The sequence below is a fragment of the Pseudomonas sp. DE0010 genome, assembly GCF_007680745.1.
Lineage (GTDB): Bacteria > Pseudomonadota > Gammaproteobacteria > Pseudomonadales > Pseudomonadaceae > Aquipseudomonas > Aquipseudomonas parafulva_B.
Window position 1 is genome coordinate 23,058 of sequence record NZ_VEJQ01000004.1, and the last position, 25,202, is coordinate 48,259.

At 57.2% G+C, this 25,202-nt stretch carries 22 protein-coding genes; 11 read left to right on the forward strand and 11 right to left on the reverse strand.

The annotated features are described in order from the left end of the window. The first annotated feature begins 204 nt into the window (after window positions 1–204). Window positions 205–1,053, forward strand: coding sequence for a DUF2971 domain-containing protein (locus FS767_RS04245; protein WP_144964329.1), 849 nt, complete (start codon window positions 205–207; stop codon window positions 1,051–1,053). A gap of 205 nt (window positions 1,054–1,258) precedes the next feature. Next, window positions 1,259–2,200: a hypothetical protein gene (locus tag FS767_RS04250; RefSeq protein WP_144964331.1), complete on the forward strand. Its 942-nt coding sequence runs from the start codon at window positions 1,259–1,261 to the stop codon at window positions 2,198–2,200. Window positions 2,201–2,548: 348 nt separating this feature from the next. Here the strand turns inward: FS767_RS04250 and FS767_RS23150 are convergent, their stop codons facing one another. The 3 genes from FS767_RS23150 to FS767_RS04265 form a co-directional block, all read right to left on the reverse strand. Then, window positions 2,549–3,547 carry a hypothetical protein gene (locus FS767_RS23150; protein WP_256674226.1) on the reverse strand — a complete coding sequence of 333 codons (999 nt, stop codon included), beginning with the start codon at window positions 3,545–3,547 and terminating at the stop codon, window positions 2,549–2,551. Window positions 3,548–3,690: 143 nt separating this feature from the next. Beyond that, complete coding sequence (locus tag FS767_RS04260) at window positions 3,691–4,695, reverse strand: hypothetical protein (RefSeq protein WP_144964333.1); 1,005 nt, start codon at window positions 4,693–4,695, stop codon at window positions 3,691–3,693. A gap of 201 nt (window positions 4,696–4,896) precedes the next feature. Further along, window positions 4,897–5,271 (reverse strand): CopG family transcriptional regulator, encoded by a 375-nt coding sequence (locus tag FS767_RS04265; RefSeq protein ID WP_144964334.1) that lies wholly within the window; start codon window positions 5,269–5,271, stop codon window positions 4,897–4,899. 485 nt (window positions 5,272–5,756) lie between these two features. Between FS767_RS04265 and trbJ the strand changes: the two genes are divergently transcribed. From trbJ to FS767_RS23155, 3 genes are all read left to right on the forward strand, one after another. Beyond that, entirely contained in the window at window positions 5,757–6,551 is a 795-nt protein-coding gene (gene trbJ / locus FS767_RS04270; RefSeq protein ID WP_144964336.1) for a P-type conjugative transfer protein TrbJ, read from the forward strand. A gap of 193 nt (window positions 6,552–6,744) precedes the next feature. Next, entirely contained in the window at window positions 6,745–8,310 is a 1,566-nt protein-coding gene (trbL, locus tag FS767_RS04280) for a P-type conjugative transfer protein TrbL (protein ID WP_144964337.1), read from the forward strand. Beyond that, entirely contained in the window at window positions 8,307–8,627 is a 321-nt protein-coding gene (locus FS767_RS23155) for a hypothetical protein (RefSeq protein WP_144964339.1), read from the forward strand. The genes trbL and FS767_RS23155 overlap by 4 nt, the downstream gene beginning before the upstream one ends. 450 nt (window positions 8,628–9,077) lie before the next feature. On the opposite strand, the gene FS767_RS04290 is transcribed toward FS767_RS23155, so the two are convergent. Both FS767_RS04290 and FS767_RS04295 read right to left on the reverse strand, forming a co-directional pair. Next, window positions 9,078–10,367 carry a replication protein gene (locus FS767_RS04290; RefSeq protein WP_256674227.1) on the reverse strand — a complete coding sequence of 430 codons (1,290 nt, stop codon included), beginning with the start codon at window positions 10,365–10,367 and terminating at the stop codon, window positions 9,078–9,080. A 57-nt stretch (window positions 10,368–10,424) separates the two neighbouring features. Next, complete coding sequence (locus FS767_RS04295; RefSeq protein WP_055135788.1) at window positions 10,425–10,643, reverse strand: AlpA family transcriptional regulator; 219 nt, start codon at window positions 10,641–10,643, stop codon at window positions 10,425–10,427. A gap of 82 nt (window positions 10,644–10,725) precedes the next feature. Here FS767_RS04295 and FS767_RS04300 point away from each other — a divergent pair, with 82 nt between their 5' ends. Both FS767_RS04300 and FS767_RS04305 read left to right on the forward strand, forming a co-directional pair. After that, window positions 10,726–11,694, forward strand: a complete 969-nt coding sequence (locus FS767_RS04300) for a LuxR family transcriptional regulator (RefSeq protein WP_144964343.1) — start codon at window positions 10,726–10,728, stop codon at window positions 11,692–11,694. 194 nt (window positions 11,695–11,888) lie between these two features. After that, window positions 11,889–12,617 (forward strand): hypothetical protein, encoded by a 729-nt coding sequence (locus tag FS767_RS04305; protein ID WP_144964344.1) that lies wholly within the window; start codon window positions 11,889–11,891, stop codon window positions 12,615–12,617. Window positions 12,618–12,667: 50 nt separating this feature from the next. Here the strand turns inward: FS767_RS04305 and FS767_RS04310 are convergent, their stop codons facing one another. From FS767_RS04310 to FS767_RS04330, 5 genes are all read right to left on the reverse strand, one after another. After that, a complete protein-coding gene (locus tag FS767_RS04310; protein ID WP_144964463.1) occupies window positions 12,668–13,879 on the reverse strand; it encodes a site-specific integrase in 1,212 nt (403 codons plus the stop codon). A 307-nt stretch (window positions 13,880–14,186) separates the two neighbouring features. Continuing rightward, on the reverse strand, window positions 14,187–15,764 hold the full coding sequence (gene guaA, locus FS767_RS04315) for a glutamine-hydrolyzing GMP synthase (RefSeq protein ID WP_058604467.1): 1,578 nt from the start codon (window positions 15,762–15,764) through the stop codon (window positions 14,187–14,189). Window positions 15,765–15,874: 110 nt separating this feature from the next. Continuing rightward, complete coding sequence (guaB, locus tag FS767_RS04320; protein WP_058604466.1) at window positions 15,875–17,344, reverse strand: IMP dehydrogenase; 1,470 nt, start codon at window positions 17,342–17,344, stop codon at window positions 15,875–15,877. 134 nt (window positions 17,345–17,478) lie between these two features. Next, entirely contained in the window at window positions 17,479–18,030 is a 552-nt protein-coding gene (locus FS767_RS04325) for a hypothetical protein (RefSeq protein WP_058638592.1), read from the reverse strand. Window positions 18,031–18,077: 47 nt separating this feature from the next. Continuing rightward, window positions 18,078–18,839: a sulfite exporter TauE/SafE family protein gene (locus FS767_RS04330; RefSeq protein ID WP_144964346.1), complete on the reverse strand. Its 762-nt coding sequence runs from the start codon at window positions 18,837–18,839 to the stop codon at window positions 18,078–18,080. Between the two features lie 100 nt (window positions 18,840–18,939). Here FS767_RS04330 and FS767_RS04335 point away from each other — a divergent pair, with 100 nt between their 5' ends. The 4 genes from FS767_RS04335 to leuA all read left to right on the forward strand — a co-directional run bounded on the left by FS767_RS04335 (window position 18,940) and on the right by leuA (window position 24,212). Further along, a complete protein-coding gene (locus tag FS767_RS04335) occupies window positions 18,940–19,875 on the forward strand; it encodes a LysR family transcriptional regulator (protein WP_144964348.1) in 936 nt (311 codons plus the stop codon). A 48-nt stretch (window positions 19,876–19,923) separates the two neighbouring features. Beyond that, window positions 19,924–21,303 carry an exodeoxyribonuclease VII large subunit gene (gene xseA, locus FS767_RS04340; protein WP_144964350.1) on the forward strand — a complete coding sequence of 460 codons (1,380 nt, stop codon included), beginning with the start codon at window positions 19,924–19,926 and terminating at the stop codon, window positions 21,301–21,303. 3 nt (window positions 21,304–21,306) lie between these two features. Then, complete coding sequence (locus FS767_RS04345) at window positions 21,307–22,134, forward strand: M23 family metallopeptidase (RefSeq protein WP_058604462.1); 828 nt, start codon at window positions 21,307–21,309, stop codon at window positions 22,132–22,134. Between the two features lie 404 nt (window positions 22,135–22,538). Then, the gene (leuA, locus tag FS767_RS04350) at window positions 22,539–24,212 is read left to right on the forward strand and encodes a 2-isopropylmalate synthase (RefSeq protein ID WP_144964352.1); all 1,674 of its coding nucleotides are present in this window, start codon (window positions 22,539–22,541) and stop codon (window positions 24,210–24,212) included. A 299-nt stretch (window positions 24,213–24,511) separates the two neighbouring features. On the opposite strand, the gene FS767_RS04355 is transcribed toward leuA, so the two are convergent. Next, complete coding sequence (locus FS767_RS04355; protein ID WP_023533406.1) at window positions 24,512–25,192, reverse strand: bifunctional 4-hydroxy-2-oxoglutarate aldolase/2-dehydro-3-deoxy-phosphogluconate aldolase; 681 nt, start codon at window positions 25,190–25,192, stop codon at window positions 24,512–24,514. Between the last annotated feature and the right edge of the window lie 10 nt (window positions 25,193–25,202).

Below are 25,202 nucleotides of genomic sequence, written 5' to 3' on the forward strand. Positions count from 1 at the left end.
CGATGCCACCATTACCTTGGCAGCGGCAAAGCATTCAGCCCAAAGTCAGACCTACCAACGCTTTACGAAGTAGAAGCTTGGGTGAGCAACGTGTCGGCAGCTTCGTCAATTCTGCACCAGCTGCGACAAACAGAAGCCTTAGAAGAAGAGACGATGGCAGAGAGAGTCGCTAAGATCACATGAAATCGCGAAAAGGAGCTGCGCGTGACGATCCTCTACAAGTACTACGGCTGCGCCGGTGGCAAAGCCGCTCTTAAAAGTCAGAATTTGGGATTTCGAAAACCCGAATTCTTCAACGACCCTTTCGAGCTTACCGCGCTGTCCAACAGCGTCGGGCCGGCGAACAAGCAGGAAACGCTCAAAATAAGGATTGACCAGCTAAAGGATCAGGTAGCTGTTCTTTGCTTAACACGCAGCGCGTTTAACCCACTGATGTGGGCCCACTACGCCGATCAGCACAAGGGTTTTGTAATTGGTTACGATACCTCAGGCCCATTTCTCAATTCGCCGGAATACAACCTAATCACGGTTGATTCAGGCGATGTTCTGTACACAAATACAAAGACACCATTTGCTCTCAATCCTGAAAGCATGGAGGCGCTGAATGGGGTGTATCAACACGCTATGGGATTCGAAGTGGCTGCTGACCGAGCCTTGGCCAGGCGGCTCTTCTTAACAAAGCATGCTAGCTGGGTTTACGAAGAGGAGGTGCGAGTAGTCAAAAAGGTGATGGACTGGACGCATACCGTGGAGGACGACCAAGCTGACCCACTTCGTTCATTTTATATGCTCACCCGGAATCTTGAGCCACACGAGCTTCCTGACGTGGACTTCGAGCCTGGTTATTTTGTCACGGCCAGTAACGACAATGCCCGCGAGCTGTACCTGTACAGCCACAAAGTGCCGATTCGTGAGGTGTACCTAGGGGCAAGGAGCACTTATATGGATGATCCTGATTTTTCTGACATATTTCAGCCTGAACGCCATATATACAAGTTAGATGTCAACCAGACATCGTGGGATTTTGAACGGCGAGCGCTTACCCAAAGCTAATTCTGGGGGTGAGGACTGAAAATCATGCTATGGCGATCTATTAATGATCCCCAGACAGGAAATTGCACTGGCTAATTTGAAATCCTTTAAGCAACCGCCATATGAAAAACTTGCCCCCCCGTTGCGCTACTAGCTTATTTATAACGCATAAAAAAGATAATGGCTTGCAATTCTTAGCTACTACCCAAGTGAAGGTCGCACTGAAATGCTAATTGACATCCCTGAATCGAGCGACTTTTATACATCCGCCGAGAACCTAATCAACAGCGCATGGAATAGCTTAACAAAACTACTTGAAAATCATGAGGTATTTGAAGATCTGGGGTCGAAGCAAAATACCTTGGATAAGTTCTGGACGTATGCAAAGCCTGAACTTACATCCGCCCTAGCGATGGTACAGCATGCGGTAGAATTTTACTTAAAAGCCAAAATATTAGCTATTTCTCCTTACCTCTTGATCTCATTAGACCCTCGCTCTTTACCCAGCAAAAGTGAAACTATTGACATAAGCTTCAGCGAGTTCAGGACGCTTGACGCACAGGATTTATTGAAAATCCACAACAGCTTCTCGTCCGACAGGCTGCCCGATGAGTTCAAACAATGGTTTAGCGAAATGCGTACTATGCGGAATAAAATCATGCATACAGTTGACAAGAGCCTTTCCGTTGAACCAGGACGCCTCGCCCGATCAATACTGGAATGCCACGAATACCTCGTAGGCGAAAATTGCTGGATAAAATCCAGAATCAGTTATCTAAACCGTTCGCCCGAGCATGGCGAGGGAATTTTAATCGATGAAGACGAGCAAAACGACTCATCTATACATTTGACAATTCATAGGGAGCTTTCTTTAGTTATAAAATATCTGGCACCTTCTTACACGAAGCGTTTTTTTGGATACGATAAACGTATGCGCTCAGATGTATGCCCTGCATGCTACAAGGCATTTTCACAAAATGAATTCTTTGATTGCAAATGGATAGACTCCTATGTCAAAACCCTGCAACTAACAACAAACCCCGGTAGCGAGGCGAAATGTTTTGTCTGCGGTCATGTTGCAGTAATTTCGCAGACCCCCTGTGAGAAATGTGAGCACTTGGTAGTGGATCTGTCTACGAGAAAGTGCTCAATGTGCGCTCAGGGCTAACATGAAAATTCTTTGCCAGCAGCCAACGGGCTGCTCTTAGCCTGTAGTTGCCCCTCGCGAAGGTATGCCACCGGCTAGAAGGGCAGACTTAATCTTAGAAATAAATGCGTTCCCTTTTCTTGTAGGTGGCAGCAAGCAATCTGATTGCCGAGCCCGGGTGGTCGCTATATTGCCTTCAAGCTCCAAAAGTAAAGATTAACCATCCGGCTTAGCCCATAAATGTCCCTTAGGCATTCGCTAGTGAGTTTGTGCGCAACAGCGTATCGGTCGTAATTTTGATTGCGACCCGACACTGGGGTGGATAAACCTCTAATAGGTACAAACTAACCCAGCGTAAAGCAAGAGCACTCATTGAATAGTGGTAACTCCATAGACCTGGGGGTCGGCACAGAAAATATGAGAATGGGCCTGATACGCGGCAAGCACGTTAAACCGCTCAAGTAATATCATGTTATTGTGATGATGCTGTGCCGAGAATTTCATATTGAACGACTCCACTTGCCCCCTCATCTGCGGCGGGACCTCTACAAGAGTCTGCCTTGATAGGTCCACAACATTAAAGGAAGCAAATGCACTCCGACTCAAATTAAAGAGAAACATATTATGATTTGGATCCTGAGTTCCTTGAAGGTAACCAGTATCAGGTATAGCGACTCGGCAACCAGCAATGTCATCAAAGGTTGCCACTATCACATGGCCCATGTGACCTTTTGACTCAATAATCTTCTCAACGGACGATTCCAAAATACTTTTTGTGCCGCCAGGTGGGATCATCAGCGCCAGAAAAAGAATTTCCAGCCACTGGAAGTACTGATCACTCGTCACCCCAAACTCTGCACAAACACCAGCTAGGTGGGGCTTTATTCCCCTGCGTATTTCGCAGAAGTCGGCTAGCAACAGAGGATCAGTTGGATACATTCCTATCAGCCCCTTATACATATCAATAGTTCGAGCAATAGAATATGGATTTCTTATCCACCCCATGAACTTTGCCTTGAAAACTTGTTCAGCGGCGCGCTTCAAAACATCGCTTCCAGAATTGACTTTTGACTCAGAAACAAGAAGATCAGCGGCTGGAGCCAGACCCACTTCAAACCTATGAAAAAAACTCTCTAAATTTTTTCTGAGAGATGGGTTTTTTACATCAAAGCTAAAGAGATCATCAAAAGAGAGATTCTTCTTTATTCTGACGCCTTCAACATTTGTTAGACGAACAACGCTATTTTCTCGATCTGCTATTTCAAATTTGTAGATTCGCTGCTTTTCCTTTGGCCTGCTCTCGTCTATGGAATTACTACGTTGCTCAGACTGAGAGATAAAATGTTGATTCCTTGTTAGATTCTCCATAACTTCTCCTTGTTCCGGCAATCTACCGGACGCGCAACCAATGTTCCGTAACCACCATCACGCAAATTATCATCGAAAAAAGGAGACGCATTTATTTTTAGGATCGAGCAGCCGCTTTTGACCAAAACCAACTGTTCATGAGCTCAACCTTTCTCCTTGGCGTCCTGACGGATGCCATTCGTCAATTGCTCGACCAAATTAAGAGCTTCAGCCACAGCCTCGCGCTTGATCACCAACCGCTGCCCAGATTTATACCGTGTGTCACCAGTTTTCCGAATGTAATCATCATCGACGACACCCTGCGTATGAGCAAGCAGATGTCGCTGCTGAAAGGCCGTTATCAGTTGTCCCATCTCGAGTGACTTGAGATGCTTGTCGTACCCGCCTCCAGTAGCGTCAGCCCAAAGAGCTGACCCCTCGGCAAGATTCTGAAATGCGTTGCGCCGGGCCCTCGTTGTCGGCGCTATGCGCGCGTGAAGCGCTTCTGCAACCCTCTGAAATGCCGTCACTGCGTTCTGCAAAGCGCTCTCAACGATCAGACGGCACGTGTTCTCAGCAGTGTCTGCATCTGTAATGGCAGCTCTGATGGCGTCAACTGCTTCAAGCGACTGCCGAATGCCCTGGGCCGTGAGGTCGAAGACAAGCTCCGCAGCGTTTGCCCCGCAAGACGGACAAAAATACGCCGCTCCAACAACGGCATACCGACACCCACAATCACTACAGGTGATTTTGAGACGCATGGGTGCTGCCGCGGCATAGGGGATCGGGACATGCTCAGGTCTGCTGTCCACCTTCAAGCTCATCGAGATGAATCCACCCTTGGGCTGCCTCTGATTAAATCTCTGCGCATCAAGGCGAAGTGCACCACCTAACGCCGCTTGAACCTTCGCTAGAGCAACGTCCCGAGCATGATTGAGCTGTTCCTGCGTCCACCAACTCTGAGCATCAGCGGTATGGCCACAAAACGGACAAAAGACTTCTTCGTCCCTAACCTTGTCCTCCCAATCTGCCATCAGAACCTTAAACTGGGCTAAGCATTCTGGCGCGGGGCACTCTCGATCAAAGTAGTTGTCATCATCTGCTGAGATCGCAACGGTAGAGCTTTCTTCGCCAAGCTTTGTTAATGCGCGGACTGTTTCTTCGAACATCGCCTTTCTCCCTGCAGCGGCACCGTGAGCAAGCACTTCGTCACACCCAAGCTAGCATCGTCGGCCCTCTGTGCCATCCTGATAGTAGCTGCTCGCGAGAGGCTGCAAAAAAAGTCCTCGGGCGATGGTCAGGCAAGACGCAATTCTAGCAACTGCCATCCCTGAATTGGATTGCAATCCAAAGGATTGCAGGTGTCAGCGTCACGCTTTTCGGGCAAAAACGACGGCGCTCATTTTTTCCCGAATCCCCGCTTGCAGCTCACGAAACTCAATCATCATCCGCTCGATCTCGACCGAGCTTGCTCCCTGACCGTTTTTCTCCGAGAGCCAGAGCTTCAACAAGCCAGCAACACGTCCCAAGTCGCCACTGATCTTGCCTAGATCAGCTACCGCCTTCAGGTCGACGACTGAATGAATGGGCGTATTCAAACCCAACGCCCGCAGATAGCCCGAGCGGGACATGCCCGCCTCTTCGGCTCGCTCAGTGATCACGACTTTTTCTCCGTCCGTCACCCACACCTCTATCGGTTTCCCACGTCGTCGGGGCGTGGCCTTTCTTTTGGTGTCATCTGTCATGGCTTGTGCTCCTTCTTGTTGCTTTCAGCTTTAAAGCGCGGCAGCAGCTGTGGCCTCGCAGAGCAAGATTCCGTTGAGCCGAAGGCGAATAAGGGGCAGGGTTGGATGGGCGCGGGCTTGCCCGTACCCGTACAACACACATCTTGCCGTCCGAATAAACGCAGCTCAAATAAATTTAAGACAACTTCGATTCCTTACAGCATTACACCGCCAAAAATCCTCTCAAACTCAAGCTTTTATACCTGAGCTGCCTTGAGTTGCCTTGAGTTGCGTTGAATTTCGCTAAATTGCACTAAATTGCCTTAATTAAACACTGTCACACGCAATTAAGAACGCAGACCAAGGGCGCCTCCCCTCTGTTGATTTCGGTACACTTTCGGGACTTTTCAAGCGAGTGAAGGCGGATAGAAAACTATCCGCATATTTATAACCTCTGCATATCAGTGAATAATCAAAACTCGAGCGTCACAGATGAGGAATCCGATATGGAGCTGGAACCAGGAAAACCTTTGACTTATGCTTCCCGAAAGTCAGGTCGAAACGTAAGGCTTGCTATCGCGCTGGCGAGTACACTCGTCGGAGTGGGTATATACACTGCGCCCTCCCCTGCTTACGCCATCTACTGCGCAAACTGCTCGACGTTTTATCAACAGATGTTTGAGTATGCCGAACAGGTCAACACAGCACTAAATACGGCAGAGCAACTTCAAACTCAGATACAGCAGTACCAAAACATGGTCACACAAGGCACTGGGCTACCCAACTCGATGTTTGGGAGCATCGCTGCCGACCTTAAAAGCGTGGTCAATATTTATCAGCGTTCGCAGGCGCTGGGCCGTCAAATTGAGAACATGGATGCACAGTTCAATGCTGCGTTTCCAGGCTTCGAATCCTACCTTCAACAAGTGGCAAACTCGGCAGAAGCTCCGATACGGGATCGTTATAAAGAATGGTCGAAGCAAAGCCGCGACAACGCCAAAGCAGCAATGGAAGCTGCGAACCTCAACACCAGCACTTTCCAGTCGGAAGACGCCCTGCTCAACCGCATGGTGGCACGCTCACAAAGCGCCGCAGGACGGATGCAAGCCATTCAGGCGGGTAACGAAATAGCCTCGCAGAACGTGCAGCAACTGCAAAAGCTACGCGATCTGGTGGCCACGCAAATCAATATGCAGGGCAATTACATAGCTCAGCAGGGCGACCGAAAAGCCGCTAGCGAAGCAGCCGAGCAGCAATTTGAATCGCGTGAAAGTAAACGCGGCGGTGTGAAGGGGTACTGAGGATGGTTATCTCGAAATGGCTAATGACCCTCATTTGCGCCGGGGCCGCGATATTGGGCTCAGTTGTCACTGTGGTCATTCAAAGCGATAGCGACTGTGCAGTAGCGTCTGAGCAACAGAGAAAGCTGCATGACGCAGATGCTGATTTTGAGGCACGTCCTAACTCGCGCGGCGGCGTTAAGGGGTACTGATTATGGAACGTCGCCTGCTGTTGTTTATTGCCCTAGCAAGCATGCTCTTGGCCGGAAATGCGATGGCTGCAACAGACCTGGCCCATGCCGACACCTCGGTTCAGGGCCTGCTAGATCTTGTTTTGCAGCAATCTCACCAGTGGTCAGGAAAGTTGTACGACTACGCCATAAGATTATTTTGGCTGCTCGCCACCATCCAGTTCATCTGGACGTTTATGCCTCTGGTCATGAAACAAGCTGACTTGGGCGAGATAGTCGGAGAGCTGCTGCGTTTCATCATGGTGATCGGTTTCTTCCTGGCGGTAATGACCTACTCCGTGGAATGGTCGACAGCCATTGTTGACAGTTTCCGCGACGCGGCCGCATCGGCGAGCGGTCTTGGCCGAGCGTTAGAACCCGGCGATATGCTCGCGGTAGCCCTAGACTTCGGCCGCACTATGGTGAAGGGTATTTCAGTGTTCTCTCCGGGCAAAGGAGTTCTGATCGCAGTATGCGCAGTACTGGTCTTGGCGTGCTTCGCCTTTATCGCAGCGTTTATGTTTGTGACGCTCGTAGAGGCCTACGTAATCATCAACGCGTCAGTGCTGTTCTACGGTTTTGGCGGCTCGCAATGGACACGCGATTTCGCGATTGCGCCCATGCGGTTCACCGTGGCAATCGGCGCGAAGTTGTTCGTCTTGACTCTGATCGTCGGTCTGATCGTACAGTCGGCCAAAGAATGGTTAGCTGCCTACACCAACGACGAAGCCTCATTGATGACAATGGTCGGTTTAGCCTTAGTGTGCTGCTACCTTACGAAGACGATTCCTGACCTAATCGGCGGCATGATTAGCGGCACGTCAATGGGCGGCGGCTCGGCCATTGGTGGGATGGCAGTGGCTGGTGCTGCCGGGGCGGCAGCTGCTGCGGCCACTATCGCCACGGCTGGGGCTGCCGCTCCTGCAGCTGGTGCTCTCGGTGCTTCTGGGACTGGCGTTGCCGCCGGAGCCAGTGGGGCTGGCGGCGGTCTGGCCACCTCGATCAACTCCAGCTTTGCCGGTGCGCCTGCGGCGAGCGCCTCCAGTGGCGGTGCAACCGCTGGCATCGGTGCGAACACGGGCGGACAAGCAGCAGCCAAAGGAGCAGCGGCGTCCGGTGCTCGAGTAGGCGGCAGCGCGGCCCCACAACAAATGGCGAGCAGCGCTAAGCAGGCCATCGAGCAGGCTGGAAAAAACGCCCAGGGCAGCAATGACAAAGACCAACAAGCGACACAGCAAGGGAGCGTCGTCAGTTCCGGCAGCGCCCTTTCCCAAGCAGCCAATGGCGGAGCGAAGGCACTCGGGGTGATGGCCTCAATGGCCGTGCCGGGCATGGAAAACGCGCACTCTTTTTCTCTTGGTGCCGGCTCTTCATCACCAGCTTCTGATGAGTCCAATACCACCGTTCAGCCCAAAAGCGGAGATGCTGCAGAAGCAGAGTCCAACCTTATCCGTCCGGCCTATGAAAGCAATCCCGCCCCCGGCCAACTGACATCGCTAAATGTGCCAGGAATGGCCTCAAGCAACGACCAACCGGAGAAACAACCATGATGGCAATTTTGAAGTTCGCAGGATTCGCCGTGTTCGCATCAACCTCCGCAATCGCCTTGTGGGCGCTCGGTAAGTGGCTACGGAGCAAAGGCCATGGACCATTGCTCGATAGGCTGGATCAACAATGGACTGCTTTGCAGCTTCGGTTAAGTCCATTTGCCATGTCAGCTTCCTATCGGATGTTTTGCGGAGCACAAGCCTTGAATCGCCTACCACTGCTAGGAAGTAAAAATAGTGTCGCGTTGAACCAGCAAGTTCTGACAGCTATACGAGTTGCGCAGGAGGCTCAGAGACGGAAGGATCACGGCAATCGCTGACCACACAGAACCCTGCTTGAGTGCGGGGTTTTCTTTTTCAGACTCCCCCAATACGAGGGAGCTCCGATTCACAGCCACCTAGTAATACGCACGGACCTGTCTCAGCTCGCCCTATCACACTTGCCGCAAGCCATTAAAGTGCCCTCGGCACCGGGGGCTTATGTCGCGCGAATACCTCGATCAACCGGCATCGGGGTCACACAGATACGGAGCGCCCGCCATACCAGCAGAACAGGTTCTGACGGCGCAGATCAAAAGCTCAGAGGCTTCGCCATTAGTAATACGGACGGATGTGGGACACCCGTCGAGGCTTTGCCAGTAATACGCACGGGTTCTACCCAACGGACTTAGTACACCCATCGTCACCAACCTGAATCAGGGTGAACGGGTCGCCATCAAAGGCACTGAGGCTTCGCCATTAGTAATACGGACGGACATGGGACGCTTGGCTCAGCTGCCTAGATAACGACCTACGGCCGACTTGCTCACCCCCATCTGGGCAGCTATATCCCTAACGCTCAACCCCCTGGTTCTTAGCGCTTGGGCTTGAGCACGGCGGCCCTCTGCCGCTTTCAGGAAGGCTTCGCGGCTGACGGCACCGGCGGCACGCCTACGTGCCTCCTGCCGTGCCCTATCACGCTCTAGCGTTATCTCAGAGCTGATGATGGTTTTAAGCTGCCGCTGCTCATCTGTGGATATCCCAAACAGGTTTATCAACGTGTCATTTTTGGGCGTATATAGCGGCGGGTAGTCCTTGCCCGCGAAGCTGACACGTTCGCCTAATTCAAAAGCCTTAGCCTTGCTGAACAGAGTCATGAGCTCCTTGGAACGGCTGTTCCACTGCGGATCGAGTTCGCGGGCCAGCGCTGCGGCTTCGTGGTACATCTGCTTGCTGTTGGTCGCCCCGGACAGCAGCAGGAAGTTGAGCCGCCAGAATAGGTGCTGCATCCGGCTGCCTTCTCCGACGCCGCCGCGCAGCTCGGCCAGCTTGCGCAGGTCTTCGAGGCGATCCCAAGCAAGCTGTCGGCCTGAGAATCCGCGCAGATTGTCGGCTTTGTTTCCGTGCACCAAAAGGAAAGGCTTTTTCTTGGTGCGGGTCTCGGCCTGTTCCTGCCGTTGCTGCTCGATAGTCCAGCGGGCCGCCGGTAGCAGTGCCTCGGCCAGATACTCGAAGTTATAGCGGATTGGCTGGCCATCGGTTCCCGTCTGGACGTGAACCACGCGGCAGACCTCACCGCTCTTGCTGTTGACCGTCTCTACGGTACGCAGCACGCGGCTAGCGTCCTTGGCCATGGGATCGGCGCCGACGTGGGTAAGGCGATCGACAAGGTAGCGTTGGCAGGCGTTCCAGCGAGGTAAGGCTTGGCGAGGTATCGTACCCTCAAGCAGCCATTTGGCCTGTATGCCTCGGCCGCTGTAGATCAGTATCGAGGGCGCGGGTAACCCCGTGTCGGCGCATAGGAACAGCACCGAGGCGGCCAGCTCGTCGGGCTTACGGCTGGCCAGCGCGGGCACGCGGTAGGTATCTAGGTCAGCGAACAGCAGCCCCAGCCGCAACAGATTGACGACACGCCGATTGGGCCGGATGAACTCAGCCTGCGAAATCCAAGTGTCAATCTTTTTGTCCAACAGATTGAGCACCTTTGGCATGTCGGCCAAGCGATGAGAGGACTGCCGCTTTCCACCACGAGAATCGACGAGCAATGAGAAAAATCCGCTCCTAGTACTATCGTGATACATCTGCGCCTCGTCCCCGGGACTGAACAGCGCAAGCTGCGGGATAGCACCCCGCACCGCTTAGACCGCCCTTCCCGGCCTACGCGCAGGGCCTCCCTCCTTGCAAGTATCTATCCACTGTTCAACCTCAGCTAAATCCCAGACGACCTTGCGGCTACTCAACGCAATTCGGCGCGGGAACTTGCCCTTCATCTCAAAGTTATAGATCGTGCGCTCACACAGTGGAATCATCGTCAGGAGCGTCTTTTTGTCGATGAGTTTTCTATTCAATGTATGCATTGCTAGGCCCTACCAGTCACTGCGAATGAGTGCCTGATCGTGCCTTTGGGTGCCTATTGCTTCGACGGAATGATTGGCTAAAATGGTTGACATGAAAAAACAATCAACCATAGCTATTTGGGAAGGGTGTAACGCCACCGTTGCAGAGGCGATAGAACAGTTCCGTGACCGATGGAGCGCCTACTCCACGGCCTCGAAACGCTATCCAATCGCAAGGCTGGTAGAGGAGCTAATCGACCCGGCCGTAGCGGCGTACGCCAAAGAGATTCCTGCGCGCTACCAAGGGCATATACCCGGAGCCGGTACAGGCGTGGCGTTCAGTGCGATCATGAAACTGGTAGGGTTTCCCGCCATGATCCGCTTGCAGCGCCAATTACTACGCGCGTTTGTTTTGAGCCACGACCAACAGTCGAAGAAAGATCGCAGCTTTATTGCAACGCTTGAGACGCTGATTGAGTTGGTGATGGCGTGTAAGCGCAAGAAGCCGTCATCTGAAGCTGTAGGCGGCTTAAACAACCAGCGCTTGAAGGGCTTTTGTAGGTTCTGTGGCACTCAAGCCGAGCTAGCATCCTTCGCTACTGGAGAAGGTCAGCGCGACCCCGACGAGCACCTACGTTTGAGCAACCTTTACTGCACAACGCATCGTCCAAAGACGCATGATGGCAGCTGGAATCCCGCGTACAGGCAAGCAAAAAGGTCCGTAGAGCAGTTTGACCTTGAACTGGAGAGATTGAGCAGACAGTGCGCTATACGAGCGAAGCCTCAAGCGAAATCAGGTGACGAGCTTGTCGACTCATACTTCTTTCACTACATGCTGAGCCTGACGGTTCAGATGGCAGATGAGGCCGAGCTCAGAAATATCGCTCGCCTTATGGTCGACACACGATTTTCTGACCGAAAGAAGCAAATGGTTGTGCTTCAGAAACTCGGTTTTAACCAGTCAGAAATTGCGCGAAGGCTGGAAATCGAGCGCCAAGCAGTATCCAAAGCTCTCCGTTCAATTCCTGAATGCTTTCGACATATCCAGACATTCGACCGGACAAGTGTTTAACGCCGCTATGGGACTAAACAATCCGCAATCAGCAACTAACACCTCTTGTGGAGCCCTTATTTCTAAATAAAACCGTCCGCGTGATTATTTTCGCACTCATACGTCATGTGTCATAGCGGTCGCCTATAAAGTTGGGATTTTACAGATTATCTCAGACAACACCAGCCACCTCAATTACCTAGAGTTTTATTTACATGGAAATAGTTACGGAACCCAATGCAACCCTAGACTACGCAGCTGCGATAAAAGACTTGAAAAGAAGAGCCAATCGCTCTAGAACAGCAAGACTCTTTATAGCATTAGGCCTACTAATATTAATGAGCATTGCAGTGGCGGCAGTATTTAGTTCGAGTCAGAATGAGATATATTCACTCAGAACACTTGGCGAAAAAATATCATTCAACAAAATGCGTGACCCTGGATTATTTTTACGCAAGTCCAATGATCTTCTCGAGAAAGTCTATCCCGATGACATCATCAACATGGGAAGACGGATGGATGGCGAGAACGTCAAAGAAGAGAATTTCACAATAGATGAGCGGTCCGCTTACATGCGGGAGCTTGAGCAATTAGTGAGCTTTTACGAGCGCACTCAGACAGCATATTCGAAACAGCCATTCACACAAGAAACACCGGATTGGACAAGTTCTGTATCGTCAATGGCTTTTACTTTCGGCGCCATAGCTATTTCAATCCTATTATTCCAGACAGCAGTTTCCTTTATAAGATACTACTCACAGCTAGCGGAGCTTTATGACTCACAAGCTAGCGCACTACTGGCCGCCAATAACGATCTAGAAAAGTTTGTAAAATACTCAGAGATGCTTTCCCCTTCAGTAGTTAGTTTTGGAAAGCCTCCTTTGAGCGTTTATGAACGAGCATTTGAAGCGATAGCATCAATTAGGGGAAGCGCGGCGAAGTAAACGCCGAACATGGTTCTCAGAAGAACCCGCCTCTGGCGGGTTCCTTTTTGTTACTCATTTGTTTGCCGAGGTCTCTTAAGAGTCCACTCATCAATCATGTCGGCCCAATCCTGCAACATCGCTCGCCGTTGGTCCCGGTACTCGGCCTTGTTATAAACGGCTCGAACGCCTTTCTGCTCATGCGCGAGGCACTTCTCGATCCAGTCGGAGTTATAGCCCGCCTCATGCAGCAGCGTGCTGGCCGTGCGGCGTAGGTCGTGGGGGCCGAACTTTCCTAGCGGTACACCTTCCTTTTGAGCAAGACGGTAGGTAAGCGTCAGTACCTGGTTGATCGTGGCTGCACTCATTGGCAAGTCGGAGTCGTAGCGTGACGGCAGAACGTACTCAGAACCTCCTGCCAGGGTCTTCAACGCAATGAAGAAATCCAATGCTTGCCGTGACAGAAACACCAAATGAGGGTTTCGGCGCTTCATCCGTTCTTTGGGGATCGTCCATAGCGCCTCGCTGAAATTGATCTCACTCCACGTTGCGTTGGTCAGCTCGCTCTTGCGCACCATCGTCAGCAGCAGAAGCTTGGCTGCGGCGCGAACCGACGTCGCGGTACCAATCCTGTCCATGTACTGATACATCAGCGCAATTTCATCAGGCGTCAACGCCCGGTCGCGTGGCTCGAATTTAGCGATGCTGGAAGACCTTACTAGATCCGCGGGGTTCTCAACCTTCTGACCACGCTCAATGGCCCAACGAAAGACCTGCAGCACAATCTCACGCGAATGGACGGCGGTTGCAGGCGCCCCCCGCTCCACTATCGCATCAGTCAGCGCTCGCAGATCCTCATGAGTGATTTCAGCCAGCTTCTGATTACCAAACTTCGGCTTCAATTCGCGCTCGTAGACTGAACGGCGCATATCTCGTGTCGAGTCCGCCATCTGATAGCCGCGCAGCCATTTTTCAGCCCAATCATCAAAGGTCTCAGCACCTTTGGTGCGCGCCTTCGCACGCGCCTTTTCCTTAGCAGGCGACTTGCCTGCGGCAATCATCTTCTTCGCCTCCCCTAGCCGCTCGCGTGCCTCGGCCAAGGTGATCCCACCTAAGCCATAACGACCGAAGGTGACGGTCTCCTGCCGGCCATTGATGGAGTAGTTGTAGCGAAAGGAGATAGAGCCAGCCGGGGTGACGGCGACGTACAAACCATCACGATCAATCACCTTGTAAAGCTTGTCTTGCGGCTTGAGGTTTCTGAGCTTGGTATCAGTGAGCATGACTTCCATATATTCCATGAAAAAATACCATGCTCTGAAAGCGCGGAAGAATGGGGCTTAACCCCCAGTAAAACCGGGCCTCTTGGCCACTTCGATACCATGCCCATCCTGAAACAAGGAACATGGTATCAAGCGTCATGCATGGCATCAGATGCAGTTGGTACCCCGTACCATGCCATAAAAAAACCATGCTTGGCGATGCAGAACGCTACCTGAACTTGCCAGACCCAAAAAGCCAAAAGCCCGCAATTACGCGGGCTCCAGGGCATTTTTTGCTAGATTGTGCCGGGCTATGCCGGACGCGGGATCATTCCCACTCAATCGTTGCCGGCGGCTTGCTCGACACGTCGTAGGTCACCCGCGAGATACCGTCAATCTCGTTGATGATCCGGCCACTGACGGTTTCCAGCAGTTCGTAAGGCAGATGAGCCCAGCGAGCGGTCATGAAGTCCACGGTCTCGACGGCGCGCAACGCGACGACCCAGGCGTAGCGACGGCCGTCACCGACCACACCCACCGATTTCACCGGCTGGAACACCACGAAGGCCTGGCTGGTCTTGTGGTACCAATCAGCCTTGCGCAGTTCTTCGATGAAGATGTGGTCCGCGCGACGCAGGATGTCGGCGTACTCTTTCTTCACTTCACCCAGGATGCGCACACCCAGGCCCGGGCCTGGGAACGGGTGGCGGTAGACCATGTCGTAAGGCAGGCCGAGCTCCAGACCGATCTTGCGCACTTCGTCCTTGAACAGTTCACGCAGCGGTTCGACCAGCTTGAGGTTCATTTCCTCCGGCAGGCCACCGACGTTGTGGTGGGACTTGATCACGTGGGCCTTGCCGCTCTTGGCGCCGGCCGATTCGATCACGTCCGGGTAGATGGTGCCCTGGGCGAGGAACTGGATGTTCGGCAGCTTGCTAGCCTCGGCATCGAAGATGTCGATGAAGGTGCGGCCGATGATCTTGCGCTTCTTCTCCGGGTCGGCTTCGCCGGCCAGGTTGTCGAGGAACTGCTTTTCAGCGTCGGCACGGATCACCTTGACGCCCATGTTCTCCTTGAACATGGCCATCACCTGGTCACCCTCGTGCAGGCGCAGCAGGCCGTTGTCGACGAAGACGCAGGTCAGCTGGTCGCCGATGGCGCGGTGCAAGAGGGCCGCGACCACCGAGCTGTCCACGCCGCCGGACAGGCCGAGCAGGACGTTGGCCGAACCCACTTGCTCACGCACCTGGGCGATGGCGTCCTCGACGATGTTGGACGGGGTCCACAGGGCTTCACAGCCGCAGATGTCCTGCACGAAACGGGACAGGATGCGACCGCCCTGCTTGGTGTGGGTCACTTCCGGGTGGAACTGCACGCCGTAGTAGCCGCGGGTGTCGTCGAACATGCCGGCGATCGGGCAGCTCGGGGTGCTGGCCAGTACGTGGAAACCGGTTGGCAGCTGGGTGACCTTGTCACCGTGGCTCATCCACACGTCCAGGCCCAGTACGCCGTCGGCGTCGATATGGTCCTCGATGCCGTCGAGCAGGCGGCTCTTGCCGACCACGTCCACGCGGGCATAACCGAACTCACGCAGGTCAGACCCTTCGACCTTGCCGCCCATCTGTTCGGACATGGTCTGCATGCCGTAGCAGATGCCCAGCACAGGCACATTCAGGTCGAACACGGCCTGGGGTGCACGGGGGCTGTTGGCTTCGTGAACCGACTCGGGGCCACCGGCGAGGATGATGCCGCGCGGGTTGAATTCGCGGATCGCTTCATCATCCATGTCGAACGGGTGCAGTTCGCAGTACACGCCGATCTCGCGCACGCGGCGGGCGATCAGCTGGGTGTACTGGGAGCCGAAATCGAGGATGAGGATCCGGTGAGCGTGAATATCGAGGGCCATGGGGAATCTCTGATTCAGCTGCGAGCTTGAAGCTGCAAGCTGCAAGTTGATCGGGGAAAACGCAGTGGCTGCGCGAACGCAGCCACCGTCTGGAGCTTACCGCTGAGCTATCAGCCAACCCGGTAGTTGGGGGCTTCCTTGGTGATCTGCACGTCGTGAACGTGGGATTCGGCCATGCCGGCGCCCGTGATGCGCACGAACTCCGGCTTGGTGCGCATCTCGTCGATGGTGGCACTGCCGGTGTAGCCCATGGACGAACGCAGGCCGCCCATCAGCTGGTGAATGATCGCAGCCAGTGCGCCTTTGTACGGCACACGGCCTTCGATACCTTCGGGGACCAGCTTCTCGGCACCGGCCGAGGAGTCCTGGAAGTAACGGTCGGAGGAGCCTTGCGACTGCGCCATGGCGCCCAGCGAACCCATGCCACGGTAAGCCTTGTAGGAGCGGCCCTGGAACAGCTCGACTTCGCCTGGGGCTTCTTCGGTACCGGCGAACATAGAACCCATCATCACGCAGCTGGCACCGGCGACGATGGCCTTGGACAGGTCACCAGAGAAGCGGATGCCGCCGTCGGCGATCAGTGGCACACCGGTGCCTTCCAGGGCAGCGGCGACGTTGGCGATGGCGCTGATCTGCGGCACGCCGACGCCGGCCACGATACGGGTGGTGCAGATCGAGCCAGGGCCGATACCGACCTTGACCGCATCAGCGCCCGCCTCGGCCAAGGCCTTGGCAGCAGCGCCGGTGGCGATGTTGCCGCCAATCACCTGCACCTGCGGGTAGGTTTGCTTGACCCAGCGCACGCGCTCGATCACGCCTTTGGAGTGCCCGTGAGCGGTGTCGACCACGACCACGTCAACGCCAGCGGCTACCAGGGCGGCAACACGCTCGCCGGTGTCCTTGCCGGTGCCGACCGCTGCGCCAACGCGCAGACGACCCTGGTCGTCCTTGCTGGCCAGTGGGTAGGCCTTGGCCTTCTCGATGTCCTTGACGGTCATCATGCCCTTGAGGCTGAAGTGCTCGTCGACGATCAGCACTTTCTCGAGGCGGTGCTTGTGCAGCAGCTCGCGCACCTCGTTCTTGTCCGCGCCCTCGCGGACGGTGACCAGGCGTTCCTTGGGCGTCATCACTTCGCGGACCTTGGCGTCCAGGCGGCTTTCGAAGCGCACGTCGCGGGAGGTCACGATACCGACCAGGTCACCGTTTTCCAGCACGGGCACGCCGGAAATGTTGTTCAGCCGCGTCAGGTCGAACAGGTCGCGCACGGTGGCGTCGGCCTCGATGGTGATCGGGTCCTTGACCACGCCAGCCTCGAACTTCTTGACCTTGCGCACTTCGCCGGCCTGCTGCTCGATGGTCATGTTCTTGTGGATGATGCCGATGCCGCCTTCCTGGGCCATGGCGATGGCCAGGCGCGCTTCGGTGACGGTGTCCATGGCAGCGGAGACCAGCGGGATGTTCAGCTCGATGCCACGGGTCAAACGGGTCTTGAGACTGACTTCATTGGGCAGTACCTCGGAATAACCAGGTACAAGGAGAATATCGTCGAAGGTCAGGGCTTCTTGGCTGATACGCAACATCGCGGGGGCTCCCGGGCGGGAAAAATGGAAGCGCGCCATTATACTCATGCGTGCCCTGCCACTCAATGTAAATCAAGCCTGAAGTTACAAGTGGCCGTTGCCGCCCTGCGCACCAGAGCCCTGCCCCGCCCTCGTCAGGCGAGCCGGACCTGCACCACGGCCACCGGTTGGTCCAGCCAGTCGGCGAAGCTGTCGATGAAGGCCTGGGTGAACCCGGCATCGCCCCAGTTGTTGAAGATGAAGCCCAGGTTGGAGAAGGCGCAGGGTTGCAGGAACAAAAACCCGTTGATGTCGTCTTCGAACCCGCACAGCGGGCAGGTGAAGTTGTCACTGACCCCGGGCATCCACTCTTCCAGACTGTCGAACAACGGCTCGCCCACTTCCCGCCGGCACTGCGGGCAGCCCGCCTCTTCCTTGAAGCCTTCGGTGGGCGTATAGATGCAGCGCTTGAGCATCACCTCAAGGCCGTTGACCGGCGCATCGAAGGGCAGTTTTTCGGGGTGCAGCGCCACCTGGCGGGCACCTGGCCCAAGGGCATGGGCCATACGGTTGCCAGTACGCCCGCAGGTGGTCAGCTGCTCTTGCACGATCTTTTCGCGGACCAGCCAGCGCAGGATGGCGCGGGCGCGGGCCTCGTGCACCGGGACGGTGGACTGCCTGGGAACGATGATGCTTTGGGTATTCATGAGCGGACAAGCCTTGGATCGGGTAGTCGGCCAATTCTAACCCCTGCTCAAGCGCTCACATAGCGAGCGATGAGCGCCAGGCCGCTGGCCAACACCAACCAGGTGACCAGCCGGACGAAGGCCTCGCGTGACAGCCTGTGCGTGAGCCTGCGCCCAGCCCATAGGCCGATGACCATCACCGGCAGCAGGCAGGCCGCCATCAGCAGCAGTTGTCGATCGGCGTAGACACCGGCGACAAGGAACAGCGTCAGGCGCACCAAGGTGCTGCAACTGATCAACGCGCTCTGGGTGGCGCGCACCTGCTCCTTGTCGGGCAGGCGGGCGCTCAAGTAAAGGGCGTAGAGAAACCCGCCGCTGCCGAACAAGGCGCCGAACAACCCGCCCACGGTACCCACCGGTGCCGCCCACCAGCCGGCAAGCGACGCCGGGCGTACCTTCAGCGCCAGGCTATAGACGGCATAGGCCGTGATGAACAGGCCCATCAGCAGCATCAGCAGGTCCGACTTGAGCTGCAGCAGGAACGCAACGCCCAGGGTGCACCCCAGCGCCATGAACGGCAGCAGGCGCAGCAGTTCGCCCCGTATCACATCGCGCCGTGAGGGCAACAGGTTGCCGAACGCCGCCACGAAATCGAGTAACACCAGCAAGGGAATGATCTGCGACAGCGGCATGAAATGGATCAGCACCGGGCCTGCCACCAACGCCGTGCCGAAGCCGGCGATGCCGAACACCACATAGGCCGCCGCGGTACCCAACACGATGGGTAGCCAGTCAAGCCCCGAGAACGGTATAGCGAGGTCAGCGAGCATTGGCGCATTGTCCTTGAAGGTTCAGCGCACCATAACCAAACCCGCGCCAACCCGGCTAATATGCAATCTCGCCCTGATCCATCTCGAAATGGCATCGCTCATGATCTCGACCCGCCAGCTGCGTTACTTCGTGGAAATCGCCGAATGTGGCAGCTTCAGCGCCGCCGCCGAACGACTGTATGTCGCCCAGTCCGCCCTCAGTCGCCAGGTGCGCGAACTCGAACTGCAGCTGGACACCGCGTTGTTCGAGCGCACGGCCAGGTTGCCTCGCCTGACCGATGCGGGCCGGGCGTTCCTGCCGCGTGCGCGCAACCTGCTGCTGGACCTGGACAAGGCTGGCGAGCTGGCCCGAGCCGTCGGCCAGGGCCTGTGCGGCAGCCTGAACATCAGCCACTCCAGCACGGTGCCGCTGACCGGTCGGCTGCTCGAGCACCTGGGTGATTACCTGCGGACAAACCCTGATGTGAGCATGGAGATCGCCCAGCTGTCCTCCGAAGGGCAGCTTGCAGCACTGGCCGAAGGGCGCCTGGATATCGGGCTGCTGAGGCTGCCGGTGCTGCGCCAGCACGATGGGTTGACCATCGAGCCGTTGTTTGAAGAGCCCCTGTTGCTGGCGCTCGCCCCTACCCATGAACTGGCGGGGCGCGATTGCATTGCCTTGGCAGAGCTTTCCAGCCAGCCGTTCATCTCCATTCCCCACCACCAACGCGGTGGCCTGAGCTACCTGTCTGCCGAGTTGTGCATGGCGGCGGGGTTCTTTCCCCAGCCTGCGCGGGTGGTGTCACGCAAGACCACCCAGTTGCAGCTGATCCAGGCGGGGTTCGGGGTGGCCTTGCTGCCACGCTGCATGCAGGACATCGCCCCTGCGGCGCTGCGGTTCATCCCGCTGACGGACCCCGGCTGCGTCAGCACCGTCGCCATCGCCTACCGCCGCGATGCCGGGCCACTGGTGAGTCAGTTCATCGAGCACATGACCTGCGCAGCGTCGGCAATCGGTACGCCAGGGCAGGCACCAGCGGCCCAGGCCAGCTCCTGATCGACCGGGCACGACACTCGGCCCCCTCATCCTTTATAGTGCCTTCCCATGATCAAAGACCCTTTCGAACGCCTCGGCCTTGACCGTGATGTGCTCACCGTCAGCCAACTCAATGGCCGCGCCCGGGTGCTGCTGGAAGACGTGTTCCGCAGCGTATGGGTGGAGGGCGAGATTTCCAACCTGGCCCGGCCGGCCTCCGGCCACATGTACTTCACCCTCAAGGACAGCGGTGCCCAGGTGCGCTGCGCCCTCTTCCGGCAGAGCGCCACGCGGGTGCGCCAGGCGCTGCGTGACGGCATGGCGGTACGGGTGCGCGGCAAGGTGTCCCTGTTCGAAGGCCGTGGCGACTACCAGCTGATCCTCGATACCGTGGAGCCCGCCGGCGATGGTGCACTGCGCCTGGCCTTCGAGGCGCTCAAGGAAAAGCTTGGCGCCGAGGGCCTGTTCAGCACCGACAGCAAGCGAGCGCTGCCTGCGCACCCCCAGCGTATCGGCATCATCACCTCCCCGACCGGGGCCGTGATCCGCGACATCATCAGTGTGTTCGCTCGTCGTGCGCCCCAGGTGGAGTTGAACCTGATCCCCACCGCCGTGCAGGGCCGCGAAGCCATCGCCCAGATCGTGCGGGCCATTCGCCTGGCCGACAGCCGCGGTTTCGACGCCTTGATACTGGCCCGCGGCGGCGGTTCACTGGAAGACCTGTGGTGCTTCAACGAGGAAGCCGTGGCGCGGGCCGTGGCCGCGTGCAAGACGCCGATCGTGAGCGCCGTGGGCCATGAAACCGACGTGTCGATCAGCGACTTCGTGGCCGACGTGCGGGCCCCTACCCCGTCTGCTGCGGCCGAGCTGCTTGCGCCCGACAACAGCGGCCTGCAGCATCGCCTGGACGGCCTGCAACGGCGCCTGACCCTGCGCATGCAGAACCGGTTGGTGCATGATCGCCTGCGCCTGGAGTCCCTGATTCGCCGCCTGCGCCATCCGGGCGAGCGCCTGCGTCAGCAGGCTCAGCGCCTGGATGACCTGGACATGCGCCTGCGCCGTGCCTTCCTGCATAACCTCAATCAACGCCGCGAGCGCCTGGTGCGCCTGGAGACGCGTCTGGCCGCGCAACATCCCGGGCGTACTCTGGCTTTGCTGGGCCAGCGCCTGGACAGCCTGGCCGAGCGGCTGCCCCGGGCCATGCGTGACGTGCTCAAGGACCGGCGCCAGCGCTTCCAGGCCCAGTTGCAGACCCTGCAGATCGTCAGCCCGCTGGCGACGCTGGCGCGCGGCTACAGCATCCTACTCGACGAACAAGGCCAGGCCATCCGCAGCGCCGAACAGACGCGCAACGGCCAGCGCCTGACTGCACGCCTGAACGAAGGCGAGCTGCAGGTGCGGGTCGAAGACAATCACCTGGCTCCGGTCACGCTCTCACTTCTGGACTGACATATGCCCCGCTTGCTCGCGTCACTGCTCGCCCTCGCCTTCACCGTCCTGAGCGCCACAGCCCAGGCCAGCTACATCACGCGCACGCTGAACAAACCGGTGCCCGGCGGCGTTGCCGTGGTCGACCTGGGGCCGGCAGCCAGTGCTCCCAGCGCACGCTTCGATGGCAAGCCCGTGCTGGTGGTCAAGGAACAGGACAACTGGCTGGCCATCGTTGGCATCCCCCTGACCCAGAAGCCCGGGCAGGCGGTGGTGCAGCAAGGCAGCCGAAGCCTGCCTTTCACCGTAGGGCACAAGCAGTACCCCGAACAGCGCATCACCTTGAAGAACACCCGCCAGGTGAACCCCAATCCGGCCGACCTCAAGCGCATCGATCGCGAACTGGCCGAGCAGATCAAGGCCTACCGCAGCTTCAGCCCGGCATTGCCAAGCAACCTGATCCTCGACAAGCCGGTCAACGGGCCGCTGTCGAGCAAGTTCGGCGTGCGCCGGTTCTTCAATGGCGAGGAACGCAACCCCCATGCGGGGCTGGATTTTGCCGTACCGGCTGGGACGCCGATCAAGACGCCTGCTAACGGCAAGGTGATTCTGGTGGGCGATTACTTCTTCAATGGCCGCACGGTGTTCGTTGATCACGGGCAGGGCTTTATCAGCATGTTCTGCCATATGTCCCGTATCGACGTGCAGAACGGGCAGTCGCTGCGCCGTGGTGATGTGGTCGGGCGCGTGGGCTCAACGGGGCGCGCTACCGGGCCGCACATGCACTGGAACGTCAGCTTGAACGATGCGCGTGTTGACCCGGCGATCTTCATCGGTGCCTTTCAGCCCTGAGGCAGGGCTGACACTGCGTTGAGTGACGTTTGAGCCGCCCCGCAATACGGGCGGCGCTTGCCCCAACGCAGGGCCCAGGAGGCTCTCATGCGACTGACATACCATTGCGCCAAAGAAAAATACCGCGCAACAAAACCTAAGCATTTTATTCGTATCAACAATTAGATCTCGCCATATCACTTTTTTTAAGCATTCCTCTCAATTTTTTTTCAACGCTTGCCAACCCTCAGTGCACTGGTTAGGGTTGAGGCCATGAAAACCTTCAGCACCCTCATCTTGCTCCGACAACATCGCAGCCTCTGCCTGGTCAGCGCTCGACTACCAGGCTGAATCGCGTCGCCTCGCCCCCACCTCGTTACTGCTCGGCAGGCCCGATCTCGGCCGCACATAAAAGGATTGCTTCCATGACCATGCTCAAAGACCCGTCGAAGAAATACCGCGCCTTCCCTTCCATCGATCTGCCTGACCGTACCTGGCCGTCCAAGACCATCACCGAGGCGCCGATCTGGTGCAGCTCGGACCTGCGTGACGGCAACCAGTCGCTGATCGAGCCGATGGATGCGGAGAAGAAGCTGCGGTTCTGGAAGACCTTGGTGCAAGTGGGCGTGAAGGAAATCGAAGCCTCCTTCCCTTCGGCCTCGCAAACCGACTTCGACTTTGTCCGCACCTTGATCGAAGACGGTCATATTCCAGAGGACACCACCATCCAGGTGCTGACCCAGGCGCGTGAAGACCTGATCGCCCGGACCTTCGAGTCCCTGCGCGGGGCCAAGAAGGCCATCGTTCACCTGTACAACGCCACCTGCCCGGCCTTCCGCCGCATCGTCTTCAACCAGGACAAGCAGGGCGTCAAGGACATCGCGGTCAATGCAGCCAAGCTGTTCGTCAAATACGCCGCACAGCAGCCCGATACGCACTGGACATTCCAGTACTCGCCCGAAACCTTCAGCGCTACCGAGATGGAATTCGCCAAGGAAGTGTGCGATGCGGTGATCGAGGTGTGGAACCCAACGCCCGAGCACAAGATCATCCTCAACCTGCCGGCCACCGTCGAGGTCGCCACGCCCAACGTGTACGCCGACCAGATCGAATGGTTCTGCCGTAACATCAATCGCCGTGACAGCGTGATCATCAGCCTGCACTGCCACAACGACCGGGGAACCGGCATCGCCGCGACCGAGCTGGGCCTGATGGCCGGCGCCGACCGTGCCGAGGGCTGCCTGTTCGGCAACGGTGAGCGTACCGGCAACGTCGACCTGGTGACCCTGGCCCTGAACCTGTACACCCAGGGCATCGACCCGGGTCTGGATTTCTCCGACATCGACGGTGTGCGCAAGGTCGTCGAAGAATGCAATCAGCTGCCGGTGCACCCGCGCCACCCGTACGTAGGTGACCTGGTGCACACAGCCTTCTCCGGCTCGCACCAGGATGCCATTCGCAAGGGCCTGACCAAGCAGCAGGAAGGCGAGTTGTGGGAAGTGCCATACCTGCCGATCGACCCGGCCGACATCGGCCGCAGCTACGAGGCCGTGATTCGCGTCAACAGCCAGTCCGGCAAAGGCGGCATCACCTACCTGCTCGAGCAGGAATACGGCATCAGCCTGCCGCGCCGCATGCAAATCGAATTCAGCCAGGTCGTGCAGGGCGAAACCGACCGCCTGGGCCTGGAAATGACTGCCCAGCAGATCTACAGCTTGCTGCACAAGGAATACCTGCAAGCCAACGCACCGTACGCGCTGGTCAGCCATCGCCTGCAGGAAGAAAACGGTCACAGTGCCGTGGAAGTGGAAGTAGCCGGCGAAGGCGAGACCACGCTGCACTGGCGCGGCAAGGGCAATGGCGCCCTGGAAGCCCTGGTGGCCGGCCTGCCGGTTGCCGTCGAAATCATGGACTACAACGAACACGCCATCGGCGCGGGCACCAACGCCAAGGCAGCGGCCTATATCGAGCTGCGTGTAGCCGGCGGGCGTCCTGTGCATGGTGTGGGCATCGATGAAAACATCACCACAGCCAGCTTCAAAGCCCTGTTCAGTGCGTTGAACCGTTCGCTGAGCCAGCAAGAGGCCAAGGCGGCCTGAGTACCGTTAGGGAGAAAGCGGCCTCTTTAGCTGATGCTGTTGACTTGAGATTGTTGGGGCCGCCTTGCGGCCCATCGCGGCGCGAGGCCGCTCCCACAAATGACCGCGTGAGGCCTTGGCTGACAGGCTCAGGCAGTGTGGGAGCGGCCTCGCGCCGCGATGGGCCGCAAAGCGGCCCCAACGACCTAAGGGCGCGCTTACCCTTCGTATACGCGCACATAACCCGCAAACGCCAATCACCAGGCAAAAAAATGGGCGCCGACCAAGCGCCCAAAAAGCCGTAAAGCACACAACGAAATTCAGTGACCGTCCACCAGCGCCATGGCCTCGGCACTGCAGGCCTCGATGCGGGCCCAGTCGCCATTCTTGATCCAGCTGCTGTCGAGCATCCAGGTGCCCCCTACACACATCACATTGGCCAGTGCCATGTAGTTGCGCACGTTGGCCGGGTTGACGCCGCCGGTTGGGCAGAAGCGGATGTCGCCGAACGGGCCAGCAAACGCTTTGATCGCCGCCACGCCTCCGCTGATTTCGGCGGGGAACAGCTTGAAACGGCGGTAGCCCAGCGCGTAGCCCATCATGATTTCGGACGGGGTACTGATACCCGGCAGCAATGGAATTTCGCTCTCCACGCCCGCTTGCAGCACATCCTGGGTAATGCCGGGCGTGACGACGAACTGGGCGCCCGCGGCCTCGACGGCTGCGAACATGGCGCGGTCGAGCACCGTCCCGGCACCTACGCACAGCTCGGGGCGCTGCTCACGCAGCACTTCGATGGCCTTCAGGCCATGCTGTGAACGCAGGGTCACTTCCAGCGTGCGGATGCCGCCAGCCGCCAGGGCGTCGGCCAGGGGCAGGATGTCCTGTTCGCGGGCGATGGTGATCACCGGCAGGATGCGCGCCGCTTCGCAGATGGCGTCGACCCGGGCGGCCTTGTCGGCCATCGAGAGCTTGGGCTGTGGACGTTCGAGGGTGATCATTGCTGTGGAT